11 protein-coding genes are annotated in these 12,380 nt (G+C 75.9%); 7 read left to right on the top strand and 4 right to left on the bottom strand.

Going from position 1 to position 12,380, the window contains the following annotated elements; translation table 11 throughout:
- Positions 1–30 precede the first annotated feature (30 nt).
- Positions 31–486, bottom strand: a complete 456-nt coding sequence (locus ACI79L_RS11965; protein WP_456937002.1) for a GNAT family N-acetyltransferase — start codon at positions 484–486, stop codon at positions 31–33.
- Positions 483–1,274, bottom strand: a complete 792-nt coding sequence (locus tag ACI79L_RS11960; protein ID WP_456937001.1) for an alpha/beta fold hydrolase — start codon at positions 1,272–1,274, stop codon at positions 483–485. Before ACI79L_RS11960 ends, ACI79L_RS11965 begins: the two co-directional genes overlap by 4 nt.
- Positions 1,275–1,503: 229 nt before the next feature.
- On the opposite strand from ACI79L_RS11960, the gene ACI79L_RS11955 reads away from it, so the two are divergent.
- The 5 genes from ACI79L_RS11955 to ACI79L_RS11935 all read left to right on the top strand — a co-directional run bounded on the left by ACI79L_RS11955 (position 1,504) and on the right by ACI79L_RS11935 (position 5,386).
- The gene (locus ACI79L_RS11955) at positions 1,504–2,283 is read left to right on the top strand and encodes a PIG-L deacetylase family protein (protein WP_456937000.1); all 780 of its coding nucleotides are present in this window, start codon (positions 1,504–1,506) and stop codon (positions 2,281–2,283) included.
- 56 nt (positions 2,284–2,339) lie between these two features.
- Positions 2,340–2,771: a D-aminoacyl-tRNA deacylase gene (dtd, locus tag ACI79L_RS11950; RefSeq protein ID WP_456936999.1), complete on the top strand. Its 432-nt coding sequence runs from the start codon at positions 2,340–2,342 to the stop codon at positions 2,769–2,771.
- Between the two features lie 245 nt (positions 2,772–3,016).
- Entirely contained in the window at positions 3,017–4,000 is a 984-nt protein-coding gene (gene sigB, locus ACI79L_RS11945; protein WP_456928687.1) for an RNA polymerase sigma factor SigB, read from the top strand.
- Positions 4,001–4,111: 111 nt separating this feature from the next.
- A complete protein-coding gene (locus ACI79L_RS11940) occupies positions 4,112–4,663 on the top strand; it encodes a TIGR03086 family metal-binding protein (protein WP_456936998.1) in 552 nt (183 codons plus the stop codon).
- A 78-nt stretch (positions 4,664–4,741) separates the two neighbouring features.
- Positions 4,742–5,386: a dihydrofolate reductase family protein gene (locus tag ACI79L_RS11935; RefSeq protein WP_456936997.1), complete on the top strand. Its 645-nt coding sequence runs from the start codon at positions 4,742–4,744 to the stop codon at positions 5,384–5,386.
- A gap of 6 nt (positions 5,387–5,392) precedes the next feature.
- Here ACI79L_RS11935 and ACI79L_RS11930 read toward each other — a convergent pair whose 3' ends face one another.
- Together ACI79L_RS11930 and ACI79L_RS11925 are read right to left on the bottom strand one after the other, a co-directional pair.
- A complete protein-coding gene (locus ACI79L_RS11930; protein ID WP_456936996.1) occupies positions 5,393–8,098 on the bottom strand; it encodes a bifunctional acetate--CoA ligase family protein/GNAT family N-acetyltransferase in 2,706 nt (901 codons plus the stop codon).
- Positions 8,091–9,272 carry an acetoin utilization protein AcuC gene (locus tag ACI79L_RS11925; RefSeq protein ID WP_456936995.1) on the bottom strand — a complete coding sequence of 394 codons (1,182 nt, stop codon included), beginning with the start codon at positions 9,270–9,272 and terminating at the stop codon, positions 8,091–8,093. Before ACI79L_RS11925 ends, ACI79L_RS11930 begins: the two co-directional genes overlap by 8 nt.
- 209 nt (positions 9,273–9,481) lie before the next feature.
- Between ACI79L_RS11925 and ACI79L_RS11920 the strand changes: the two genes are divergently transcribed.
- Both ACI79L_RS11920 and ACI79L_RS11915 read left to right on the top strand, forming a co-directional pair.
- Positions 9,482–10,189 (top strand): metal-dependent transcriptional regulator, encoded by a 708-nt coding sequence (locus ACI79L_RS11920; RefSeq protein ID WP_456936994.1) that lies wholly within the window; start codon positions 9,482–9,484, stop codon positions 10,187–10,189.
- 104 nt (positions 10,190–10,293) lie between these two features.
- Positions 10,294–12,375 carry a S9 family peptidase gene (locus ACI79L_RS11915; protein WP_456936993.1) on the top strand — a complete coding sequence of 694 codons (2,082 nt, stop codon included), beginning with the start codon at positions 10,294–10,296 and terminating at the stop codon, positions 12,373–12,375.
- Positions 12,376–12,380: the final 5 nt, after the last annotated feature.

The raw sequence follows: 12,380 nt of genomic DNA, 5'->3' as shown, positions 1-12,380 counted from the left end.
TCCCCGCACGTCGTGGATGCCGACGCCGTGTCACAGCGTCCGGGTCAGGACCTCCCGCCCGGTCCGGGTGAACCCACGGGCCCCGTACCACTCCGCCAGCCCGTGCGCCCGCTGTCCGGCGGGGGTGACCACGACGTCGAGCTCGGCGCAGCCACGGGCGCGGCACCAGTCGGCGGCGGCGCCGACGAGTCCCGCGGCCCAGCCCCGCCGGCGGCGCTCCGGGAGCACGTAGAGGTCCTCGAGCTCGGCGCTCCGGCCGGCCTCGAAGCCGAAGGTGGTCGTCACCGTCGCCACCGCCACGAGGCCCGTCGCGTCCTCGGCGACCAGCAGGTGGTTGGCCGGCTCGCCGAGGAACGGGTGGACGCGGGCCCGTACGTCGGCCTCCGGGGTGGCGAACCCCTCCTCGCGGAAGAACCGCACCAGCAGGTCGGCCGCCGCGTCGGCGTCCGCGGGACCGGCGGGCCGGACGCCACCCTCGGACCTCACGGCACGGTGGAGAGGAAGCGGCGCACCTCGGCGTCGAAGGCCGCGGGCGCCTCCAGGTTGACGAGGTGGCCGACGCCGGGCAGGAGCACCAGCCGGGATCCGGGGATCGCCGCGTGCAGTGCCTCCGCCACCGGTCGCGGTGCCCGCACGTCCCCGGCGCCGCAGAGCAGCAGCGTCGGGACGGCGACGGTCGGGAGCACGTCCCGCAGGTCGGCGTCGGCGAAGGCGGTGAGCATCGACCGCGTCCCGACCGGACGGACGTCGAGCATGACCGCGCGGACGAGATCGAGGGTCTCCTGCGGCACGGGGCCGGCGAAGAAGCCGGGCAGGTACCCGTCGATCCACTCCGCCGGCGGGCGGTCGACCTCGGCGCGCAGCCGCCGCAGGCGGGCCTCGACCTCCTCCCGGGGCAGCGACCCCTTCCACCCGGCGTACGCCGAGGCGAGGACCAGGGAGCGGACCACCTCCGGGTGGCGCTGCCACACCGCGAGAGCCAGGCCGCCACCGAAGGACAGCCCGCACAGGTGCACCCGGCCCAGGCCCAGCCCCTCGACGAGCGCGGCGACCGCGTCGGCATACCCGCCCAGTGGCAGGCCCGCCGGCGGATCCGGAGACGCGCCGCAGCCGGGCGCATCCCACGCGACCACGTCGAACCCGTCCGACAGCCCCTGCAGCTGCAGCCGCCACAGCCGGCCGTCGCTCCATCCACCGTGCAGGAGCAGCAGCGGCGCCCCAGCACCCGCGCGGTGGTAGGCGATGGTCCACCCGCCGGCCTCGACGACGTCCACGGCGGCCCCTCGGCGTTGTCGCTGGCCGTGGTGCGGGGCGGCTGCCACCCCGCGCGCACCGAGCGTCCCACCGGGGCCGCCGGCCGTCGAGACGCCGGTTCCTGGTGACCGGACGACCCTGGTGCGTCCGCCGGCGGACGCGGGATGCTGTCTGGCCGACCCAGGGACCGGGTCGGACCGGCCGGCCGGGCAGGCACCGAGCCCGACCGGTGCGGACGAGGAGGCGGCCGTGCCGCAGACGCTGACGGTGTCCCAGCTGGGGACGGTCCTGGGGGTCTGGGCCCATCCGGACGACGAGGCCTACCTGTCGGCCGCGCTGATGGCCGAGGCCCGGGACGCGGGGCAGACCGTCGTGGTGGTCACCGCCACCGACGGTGAACTCGGGGGCGACGGTCCCGTCGCCCGCCTGCGGCGGCTGGAGGTGGTGGCGAGCCTGGCCGCGGTCGGCGTCACCGACCACCGGTGGCTCGGCTTCCGGGACGGCCGGTGCGCCGCCGTCCCCCCGGACGACGGCGGCCGGGCGGTGCGCGCCGTGCTCGAGGACGTGCGGCCGGACAGCGTGGTCACCTTCGGCCGCGACGGCCTGACCGGGCACCCCGACCACGCGGCCGTGTCGGGCTGGGTCGAGCGGGCCTGGCGGGCGGACGGGTGCCGCGCCCTGCTGCTGCACGCCACGCTCACGGAGAGCTTCCACCGCCGCTGGGGACGGCTCACGGCGCGCTCCGCCGTGTGGATGCCCGGGGCCCACCCGCCGTCCGTGCCCGACGCGGAGGTGACCCTGCGGGTCCGGGCGCACGGGCGGACCGCGCGCCGCAAGCTGGAGGCCCTCCGGGCGCACGCGTCGCAGACCACCGTCCTCCGGGAGTCCGTCGGGGAGGACACCTACCTCCGCTGGTGGTCGGAGGAGAGCTTCGTCCGGGTCCCCGCTCCGCCGGCGGTCCTCGTCCCCGCGCCCCGGGCCCCGGGGGATGCGGTCCCGCGGGCGGTGTCCGCCGGGGAGGACCGCTGACCCGTTCCGCCGGAGCGGGTCCTGCCCACCGCACACCGCTCGCGCAGGATGGGCCGGTGCGCGCGGTGGTGAGCAGGGTGTCCTCGGCCTCGGTGACCGTCGACGGGGCCGTCGTCGGGGAGATCGGGACGGGCCTGCTCGCGCTGGTCGGCGTCGGCCGGGACGACGACGCCGACCGGGCCCGGACCCTGGCCCGGAAGGTCCACGAGCTGCGGGTGTTCCCCACCGCCGACGGCGCCCGCTCGGCCGGCGACCTCGGCCTGCCGGTGCTGGTGGTGAGCCAGTTCACCCTCTACGCGGACACGCGGAAGGGCCGCCGCCCGTCCTGGGACGCCGCCGCGCCCGGCGACGCCGCCGAGCCGCTGGTGGACGAGGTGGTCGCGGAGCTGCGGCGGCGCGGGACCGGCGTCGCGACCGGCGTGTTCGGCGCGCGGATGGCGGTGGCGTCGGTCAACGAGGGGCCGATGACCTTGCTGCTGGAGGTCTGACCCGGCGACGGGGCGGGTACGGGTGGTGACCGAACACACGGCCTGTGCGTTGCCTGTGAACCCGGGCCGCGCGGAACACCTGACCCCGTCGGGACCGTTGTACGGGGCGAAACACAACGGACCACAACGGACGAACGAACCGTGGGGCCCCGCCGGACAACGGAGCCCCACCCCGACGCAGGTGCGCCACCGTCACCGGACAGCCGGCGGTGCATCCGAACTCCGAGCAAGGACGAAGACATCCCGTGACGCTCCTCCAGTCTTCCCCCAGCGACGCCCTCGAGGTCCGCTCGCCCCGCCGCGAGCCGGACACCAGTGGCCTGGTGTCGACCGACCTGGTGCGCGTGTACCTCAACACCATCGGCAAGACCGCCCTGCTGACCGCCGAGCAGGAGGTGGAGCTGGCCAAGCGCATCGAGGCCGGCCTCTACGCCGAGCGGCTGCTCACCGAGCGGCAGCTCACCCCCGCCCTGCAGCGCGACTACAAGGCCCTCGCGGTCGACGGCAAGGCCGCCAAGCGGCACCTGCTCGAGGCCAACCTGCGCCTGGTCGTCTCGGTGGCCAAGCGCTACACCGGCCACGGCATGACGTTCCTGGACCTCATCCAGGAGGGCAACGTCGGCCTGATCCGCGCCGTCGAGAAGTTCGACTACACCAAGGGCTTCAAGTTCTCGACCTACGCGACGTGGTGGATCCGCCAGGCGATCACCCGCGCGATGGCCGACTCCGGCCGCACCATCCGGCTCCCCGTGCACCTGGCCGAGCAGGTCAACAAGGTCGTGCGGACCCGCCGGCGGGTGCACCAGGAGCTCGAGCGCGAGCCCACCGCCGAGGAACTCGGCCTCGAGCTCGACATGACGCCCGAGCGGGTCACCGAGCTGCTCGAGTACAGCCGCGACCTGGTCAGCCTCGACCAGACCGTCGGCGCCGACGAGGAGTCCCGCCTCGGTGACTTCATCGAGGACGCCGACGCCGCGGTGGCCGAGGACGCGGTGGCCTTCCAGATGATGAAGGGCGACGTGCGCAACGTCCTCTCCACGCTGGAGGAGCGCGAGCGCGACGTGGTGGTGCTGCGCTTCGGCCTCGACGGCGGCCAGCCCCGCACGCTCGAGCAGATCGGCAAGCAGTTCGGTCTCTCCCGCGAGCGGGTGCGCCAGATCGAGCGCGAGACGATGGCCAAGCTGCGCGACCCGCAGCGCGCCGACGCCCTGCGCGACTACCTGGCCTGAGCACTGCCACCCGAGAGCCGGCCCCCCTTCGCGGGGGGCCGGCTCTCGGCGTTGACAGGGGCCGCGCCCCGGGCCAGGCTCGTGCTCAACCGATCGGTTGAGGAGGCGGCCATGGCGGACACGGCGGAGCGGTGGGCGAGGCTCGCGGACGACTTCGGCCGCAGGGTCGACGGCGTGCCGCCCGGCCGCTGGGACGACCCGGCGCCGTGCGAGGGCTGGGTGGCCCGCGACGTCGTCCGGCACCTGGTGGAGTGGATGCCGGGGCTCTACTTCCCCGCCGTCGACCGGCCGGTGCCCGCGCACCCCTCGGTCGACGACGACCCCGCGGGCGCCTGGCGGGCCACCGACGCCGCGATCCGGGCCCTGCTCGCCGACCCGGACCTCGCCCGCCGGCCGACCAGCACCCGCGCCGGGGACATGCCGCTCGAGGACCTCGTCGCCATGACCGGCCTCATGGACCTGCTCGTGCACGCCTGGGACCTCGCCCGCGCCACCGGACAGGACGAGACGCTGGACCGGGAGGAGGCGGCGGCGTTCCTCGCCGGCATCGAGCCGTGGGACGCCGCGCTGCGCGGCAGCGGGCACTACGGCCCGCGGGTGCCGGTCCCCGACGACGCCGACGCCCAGACCAGGCTGCTCGCCTTCACCGGCCGCCGTCCCTGAGCCGGACGTGTCGACGCCGGCACCGATGAGTTCCGGCGCCGCCGGCGGTCACCCCCTCGTCGACACCGAGGAGGAACCGTGGGTCAGCTGTTGAGGGTGCAGAACTTCACCGTCTCGGGCGACGGGTACGGCGCCGGCGAGGGGCAGAGCCTGGAGCGGCCGTTCGGGCACGCCGACCCCCGGCAGCTGATGGCCTGGGCGCTCGCCACCGCGAGCTTCCCCGGCCGCACCGAGCCGGGCGGCAGCCGCGGCCTGGACGACTGCTTCACCCGCGACTTCGCGCACGGCATCGGCGCCGAGATCATGGGCCGCAACAAGTTCTCGCCCCACCGCGGTCCCTGGGAGGACCTCGAGTGGCAGGGCTGGTGGGGCGACGAGCCGCCGTTCCACACGCCGGTGTTCGTGATGACCCACCACGTGCGGCCCTCGTTCACGCTGGCGGACACCACGTTCCACTTCGTCGACGCCGACCCGGCCACGGTGCTGGAGAAGGCGCGCGCGGCGGCCGGCGGCGCCGACGTCCGGCTCGGGGGTGGTGCGAGCGTGATCCGGCAGTTCCTCGACGCCGACCTGGTCGACACGCTGCACGTCGCCGTCGTGCCGGTCGAGCTGGGCGGCGGCTCCCGGCTGTGGACGTCGCCCGACGAGCTGCTCGACCGCTTCCACCGCGACGTCGTCCCCAGCTCCAGCGGGGTCACCCACCACCTGTTCTGGCGCCGCTGACCCCGCTCAGTCGCGCATGCGGCGGGGGCCGGGCTCGACGCGGGCGGTCGGCGGGCCGACCCGCACGGTACCGCCGGCGACGACCAGCGAGCGGCCACCGTGCCAGGGGTCGGCCGGGCCGACGATCACCGGCGACAGCGTCAGGCCGAGCACCTCGGGCAGGTCCTCGGCGAGCCGGGCCACCCGCAGCAGCAGGTCCTCCAGCGCCGCGACGTCGACCGGCTCGGCCCCCCGCCAGCCGTCGAGCAGCGGCCACGCGCGGGGCGCGCGGACCAGCTCGGCGGCGTCGAGGTCGGTGAGCGGCAGCGTGCGGTAGGCGCGATCGCCGAGCAGCTCGGTGGCCACTCCCCCGAGACCGAAGCTGACCAGGGCGCCGAACGACGGGTCGTCGACGACCTCGATGACGGTGGCCACGCCGGGCGCGGCCATCTCCTGCACGATCACCGGGTCGCCGGCCGGGATGGCCTCGAACGCGGCGCGGACGGCGCCGGCGTCGGGCAGGTCCAGCCGCACGCCGCCGAGGTCGGTGCGGTGCCGCAGCCACGGTGCCGTTGACTTGAGCACCACCGGGTAGCCGATCGCGTCGGCCGCGGCGACGGCCTCGTCCGCGGTGGTCGCCGTCCGCGTGCCGAGCAGCGGCACCCCGTAGGCGCCCAGCAGCGCGATGACCTCGTCGTCGGTGAGCGGCCGGCCGCCGGGCGACCCCGCCATCGCCCCGAGCACCACCGACCGGGCGCGGGCGGCGTCGACGCCGGGCAGCTCGGGCACGGTGCCCACCGGCCGGCGGCGCCAGCGGGCGTACTCGGCGACCCGCGCCAGCGCGATGACCGCCCGCTCCGGCGTCGCGTACGACGGGACCGAGCCGCGGGCGGGCATCCCCTCCTCGTCGGGCACGGTGAGCTCCGGCGGGATGCCCTCCGTGGACAGGAACGTCGCGAGCACCGGCTTCTCCGAGGCCTGCGACACCTCGCGCAGCGCCCGGCCGTAGGCGTCGGGCGAGGTGCGCACCAGCGGCGGGAGGAACACCGCGACGACGGCGTCCACCCCGTCGTCGTCGACCGCCTCCTGCAGCGCCGCGCGGAAGGCCTCCGGGGTGCCGGCGGTGCCGATGTCGACCGGCGCCTCGCGCGCCAGGGTGAGGCCCTGGTCGAGGACGGCATCGGCGACCAGCACGCCCAGCGCCGTGGAGTTCCCGACGACGGCGACCCGGTCGCCCGCCGGCAGCGGCTGGTGGGCCAGCAGCATGCCGACCTCGAACAGCTGGGCGACGGTCTCCACCCGGATGACGCCGGCCGAGGCGAACAGCGCCGCCACCGACTGCTCGGGCACCGCGACCGACGTGCCGGCCAGGCCCGGGGTGAGCCCGCCGTGCCGGCCGCTCTTCACCGCCACCACCGGCTTGGTGCGGGCGACGCTGCGGGCGAGCCGGGCGAACTTGCGGGGGTTGCCGAAGCTCTCCAGGTGCAGCAGCACGACCTCGGTGCCGGGGTCGGTGGCCCAGTACTGCAGCAGGTCGTTGCCGCTGACGTCGGCGCGGTTTCCGGCCGAGACGAAGCTGGACAGGCCGATGTTGCGGCTGCGGGCCCGCTCGAGCAGGGCCACGCCGAGCGCGCCGGACTGCGCGAAGAAGCCCACCCGCCCGCGGCCGGGGACCATCGGGGCGAGGCTGGCGTCGAGCCGGATCGCCGGGTCGGTGTTGACGATGCCGAGGCAGTTGGGGCCGACCACGCGCATGCCCGAGGCCCGGGCCGCGGCGACCAGCCGCCGCTCGGCCTCCCGGCCCTCGGGCCCGGTCTCGCCGAACCCGCCGGAGATGACCACCAGGCCGCGGACCCGCTTGCGCCGGCAGGCCTCCACCACGCCCGCGACCTCGTCGGCGGGGACGGCGACGACGGCGAGGTCGACGTCGCCGGGGACGTCCTCGATGGAGGCGTAGGCGGGGACGCCGCGCACGTGCCGGGTGCCGGGGTTGACCGGGTAGACCGGCCCGTCGAAGCGGTAGTCGAGCAGGTTGCGCAGGACGAGGTTGCCGATCTTGCCCTCGTCGTTGCTGGCGCCGACCACCGCGACCGACGTCGGGGTGAGCAGCCGCGCGATCGACCGGGACTCGCTGCGCTGCTCGCGCTCGTAGGCCACCGCCAGCGAGGTCTCGGTCGGGGCGATCGGGAACGTCAGGTGGACCACGCCCTCCTCGTAGGAGCGGCGGGCCTGGTAGCCGGCGTCGAGGAAGACCCGGACCATCCGGCCGTTCTGCGACAGCACCTCGGCGACGAAGGTGGTGATGCCGCGCTCGCGGGCGGCGGCGGCCAGGTGCTCGAGCAGCACCGAGCCGAGCCCGCGGCCCTGGTGGGCGTCCTCGATGAGGAAGGCGACCTCGGCCTCGGTGGTGCCCGGGAGGCGGTCGTAGCGGCCGACGCCGATCAGCTGGTCGCCGAGCAGCAGGACGAACGCGACGCGGGCGTCGTGGTCGACGTGGGTGAAGCGGTGCAGGTCCCGGTCCGACAGCCGCCTCATCGGCCCGAAGAACCGGTAGTAGCGGGTCTGGTCGGAGCTGCGGTCCATGAGCCCGGTCAGCCCCTCGGCGTCCTCCGGGCAGATGGGGCGCAGGTGCACCGTGCCGCCGTCGGCGGCGATGATGTCGGCCTCCCAGTGCGCGGGCGGCTGCGGCGCCGGCTCGGCGGCGGCCTGCTCGACGGTCTGCGGCTCAGTCACGGGGGTCGTCCGGATCCAGGCCGAAGTAGGGGAAGGACGCCTTGCGGGTGCGGCTGATCGCCCGGTCGACGCGGGACTCGGTGAACGGGTCCCACGCCGAGAAGCCGGTGTAGCCGCCCTCGGTCATGTGCGTGGGCGGCCGGGCCCGCAGCCCGCGGGCGACGACGTCGTCGCGCCAGGACTGCGGGATCGCCGTCACCGGGTCCAGCCGCTCCCCCGACGCCTCGGCGAGCAGGTGCGTCCAGGCCCGCGGCACGCAGCGCACCAGCCCGTACCCGCCGCCGCCGAGGGCGACCCAGCGGCCGTCGCAGACCTCGTGCGCGAGCTCGTGCACCGCCCGGTAGCTGGCCCGCTGGCCGTCGACGGTGAGCGCGAGGTCGGCCAGCGGGTCCTCGTGGTGGGCGTCGCAGCCGCACTGGGTGACCAGGACCTGGGGTGCGAACGCGCGCACGACGCTGGGGACGACGGCGGTGAAGGCGCGCAGCCAGCCGGAGTCGTCGGTGCCGTTGGGCAGGGCGAGGTTGACCGCGGTGCCCAGCGCCTTCTCGGGGTCGCCGGTCTCCTCGGGGAAGCCGGTGCCGGGGAACAGCGTCAGCGGGGTCTGGTGGACGCTCACGGTGAGCACCCGCGGGTCGTCGTAGAACGCGGCCTGCACGCCGTCGCCGTGGTGCACGTCGAGGTCGAGGTAGGCGATCCGCTCGTAGCCCTGGCCGAGCAGCCAGGCGATGGCGATCGCGGCGTCGTTGAACACGCAGAAGCCCGAGGCGCGGTCGCGCATGGCGTGGTGCAGGCCGCCGGAGATGTTGACCGCGTGCTGCGCCCGGCCGGAGTGCACCAGCTCGGCGGCCTGCACGCTGCCGCCGGTGATGAGCGCGGCGGCGTCGTACATGCCCTCGAAGACCGGGTTGTCGGCGGTGCCCAGGCCGAACGCCTCGTCGGGGTGGGTGGGTGCGCGCCGCACCGCCTCCAGGTAGGCGGGGTCGTGGACCAGGGTGAGCAGGTCCTCGCCGGCCGGGATGGGGCGGACCACCTCCACCCGGCCCGGGGCCAGCACGCCCAGGCCGTCGGCCAGCCGCATGGTGAGGTCCAGCCGCACCGGGTGCAGCGGGTGGTCACCGCCCATCGTGTAGCCGAGCAGGGCGTCGTCCCAGACGACGGCCACCGAGTCGCTCACGAGCCCTCCCTGTCGCCGTCCCCGCCGGGCGCGCCGTCCGGGCCGGTGCCCGCGCGGATGGCGCCCGGCCCGGACGCTACCGCCGCGCCCTCCGGCCGTCCCCTCCACGGCGCCGCGCCCGTGACGCCGGTCGCCCGGGAACCCCGTTCGCGGTCCCCGGAGCGGGGTCCCGTGCACCGTACGATCGGGTCAGACACGGAGGAGTGCCAGTGAACGACCTCATCGACACCACCGAGATGTACCTCCGCACGATCTTCGAGCTGGAGGAGGAGGGCATCGTCCCGCTGCGGGCGCGCATCGCCGAGCGGCTGCACCAGAGCGGCCCGACGGTGTCCCAGACCGTGGCCCGCATGGAGCGCGACGGCCTGCTGACCGTCGAGGGCGACCGCCACCTGCAGCTGTCGGAGACCGGGCGGGCGCTGGCCACCGCGGTCATGCGCAAGCACCGGCTGGCCGAGTGCCTGCTCGTCGACGTCATCGGCCTGGACTACGCCGAGGTCCACGAGGAGGCCTGCCGCTGGGAGCACGTCATGAGCGAGGCGGTGGAGCGCCGGTTGCTGACCCTGCTCGGCAACCCGACGGTCTCGCCCTTCGGCAACCCGATCCCGGGCCTGGACGCGCTCGGCGGGGAGACCTCGGCCGTCCTCGACGCCCTGACGCTGCTGTCGAACACCGCGACCGCCGAGGGCCGGCAGGTGACCATCCGGCGGATCAGCGAGCAGCTCCAGGAGGACGCCGCGCTGCTGCGTCAGCTCGCCGACCAGGGCATCCGCCCCGGCGTCACGATGGTGGCGCAGTCGGTGAACGGCACGATCAGCCTCGACGGGCACCCGCTGCCGCAGGGCGTCGCCCAGCACCTGTTCGTCTCGGCGATGGACGAGGACCTGACCCCGGTCGAGGCCGCCGCCCAGCTGTAGGCCCCCGGAGCGTCGCAGCGCCCGGCCCCCCGCTCCGGCGGGGGGGCCGGGCGCTGCTGGTTACGGTGGGCGGCACCGTCCCGTCGTCCCCGCGAGGAGCCCCGGTGAGCCCGTCCGACGCCGTGCCCGAGACCGCTCCCGACCCCGATCCGGCGCACCCGTTCGCCCGGCTGTCCGACTTCGTCGCGATCCCGCGGGTGACCGGCCTGGCGCTGGCCCGCGACGGCCGGCTGGCGGTCTCGGTGCAGACCCTCGACGCCGACCGGAAGAAGTGGGTCTCGGCGCTGTGGGACGTCGACCCCGAGGGGCACCGCCCGCCGCGCCGGCTGACCCGCAGCGCGCCCGGGGAGGGGGCGCCGGCGTTCGCCCCGGACGGCACGCTGCTGTTCCTCTCGGCCCGCCCCGACCCCGCCGCGGGCAAGGACGGCGGCGACCCGAAGCCGGCGCTGTGGGCGCTGCCGCCCGGCGGCGGGGAGGCCCGGCCGGTGGTGACCCGGCCCGGCGGCGTGGGCGGGTTCGCCGTGGCGGCCGGCAGCGGCGAGGTCGTCGTCGTGGCCTCGACCATGCCCGGCGCCGCCGACGCGGACGAGGACGAGCAGCGCCGCAAGGCCCGCGCGGACGCGGGGGTGTCGGCGGTGCTGCACGAGGCCTATCCGGTCCGGTACTGGGACAGCGACCTCGGGCCGGCGGCCCCGCACCTGTTCTGGGCCGGCGCCCTGCCCGGGGAGGACCCCGCCGGCGAGCCGGCCGGACCGGTGCCGCTGCGCGACCTGACCCCCGACGCCCTCCCGCCGCTCGGCTCCGGGGAGGCGGTGGCCCTCTCCCCCGACGGCCGGCTGCTGGTGCGCGTGGACTCCGTCGCCGACGGCCCGGCCGGCCGGCGCGACCGGCTGGTCCTCGTCGAGACCGCGACCGGCGACGCCCGGGTCCTGGTCGACGACCCGCTGGCCGACGTGTACGCCGCCGCGTTCTCCCCCGACGGCGCCGCGGTGGTCTGCGTGCGCGAGTCGATGACCACCTACGCCGAGCCGCCGGACTACACGCTGCTGCTGGTCGACGTCGCCTCCGGGGACGCCCGCGACCTGACCCCGGACTTCGACCGCTGGCCCAGCGCCCCGCAGTTCAGCGCCGAGGGCGACGCCGTCTACTTCCTCGCCGACGACGACGGCCGGCACGCCCTGTTCCGGGTGGAGGTCGCCGGCGGCGCCCCGGTCCGGCTGACCGGCGACGGCGCCTACAGCGACCTGCGGGTGGCCCGCGACGGGAGCGCCCTGTTCGCGCTCCGCTCGGCCTACGACGAGCCGCCGGCGCCGGTGCGCCTGGACCCGCGCGCTCCCGGCCAGCACCCCGAGCCGCTGCCGGCCCCCGGCGCGCTCGGGCCGCTGCCGGGCACCCTGCACGAGGTGCGCGCCACCGCCGCCGACGGCGCGGAGGTGCAGTCGTGGCTGGTGCTGCCCGAGGGCGCCACCGCGGAGGACCCGGCGCCGCTGCTGCTGTGGATCCACGGCGGGCCGCTGATGAGCTGGAACTCCTGGTCGTGGCGCTGGTGCCCGTGGGTGCTGGCGGCCCGCGGCTACGCCGTCCTCCTGCCCAACCCGGCGCTGTCGCAGGGGTTCGGGCAGGACTTCGTCCGCCGCGGCTGGGGCGAGTGGGGCGGCGCCCCGTACACCGACCTGATGACCGCCGTGGACGCCGCCCTCGAGCGGCCCGAGGTGGACGCGGAGCGGACCGCGGCGATGGGCGGCTCCTTCGGCGGCTACATGGCCAACTGGGTGGCCACCCAGACCGACCGGTTCCGGGCGATCGTCACCCACGCGAGCCTGTGGGACCTCGACTCGTTCGTCGGCACCACGGACGCCGCCTACTACTGGGAGCGGGAGTGGGGCGCGCCGCTGGTCGAGCCCAAGCGCTACGAGCAGAACTCCCCGCACCGGTTCGCCGACGCCATCCGCACGCCGGTGCTGGTGATCCACGGCGACAAGGACTACCGCGTGCCGATCGGTGAGGGCCTGCGGCTCTGGTACGACCTGCAGAAGCGCGGCGTCCCGTCGCGGTTCCTGTACTTCCCCGACGAGAACCACTGGGTGCTCACGCCCGGGAACGCGACGGTCTGGTACGAGACGGTGATCGCCTTCCTCGCCGAGCACGTCCTCGGGCAGGGGTGGCAGCGCCCCGAGCTGGTCTGAGCCCG

The organism is Geodermatophilus sp. SYSU D00684 (assembly GCF_054050455.1).
Note: the sequence above shows the minus strand (reverse complement) of the source record. Positions and strands in the feature narration are given on the sequence as shown.

Excerpts from the sequence above, each read along its gene's own strand:
- ACI79L_RS11940 (WP_456936998.1), top strand. The coding sequence starts at position 4,112 with ATGGCGGACACGGCGGAGCGGTGGGCGAGGCTCGCGGACGACTTCGGC.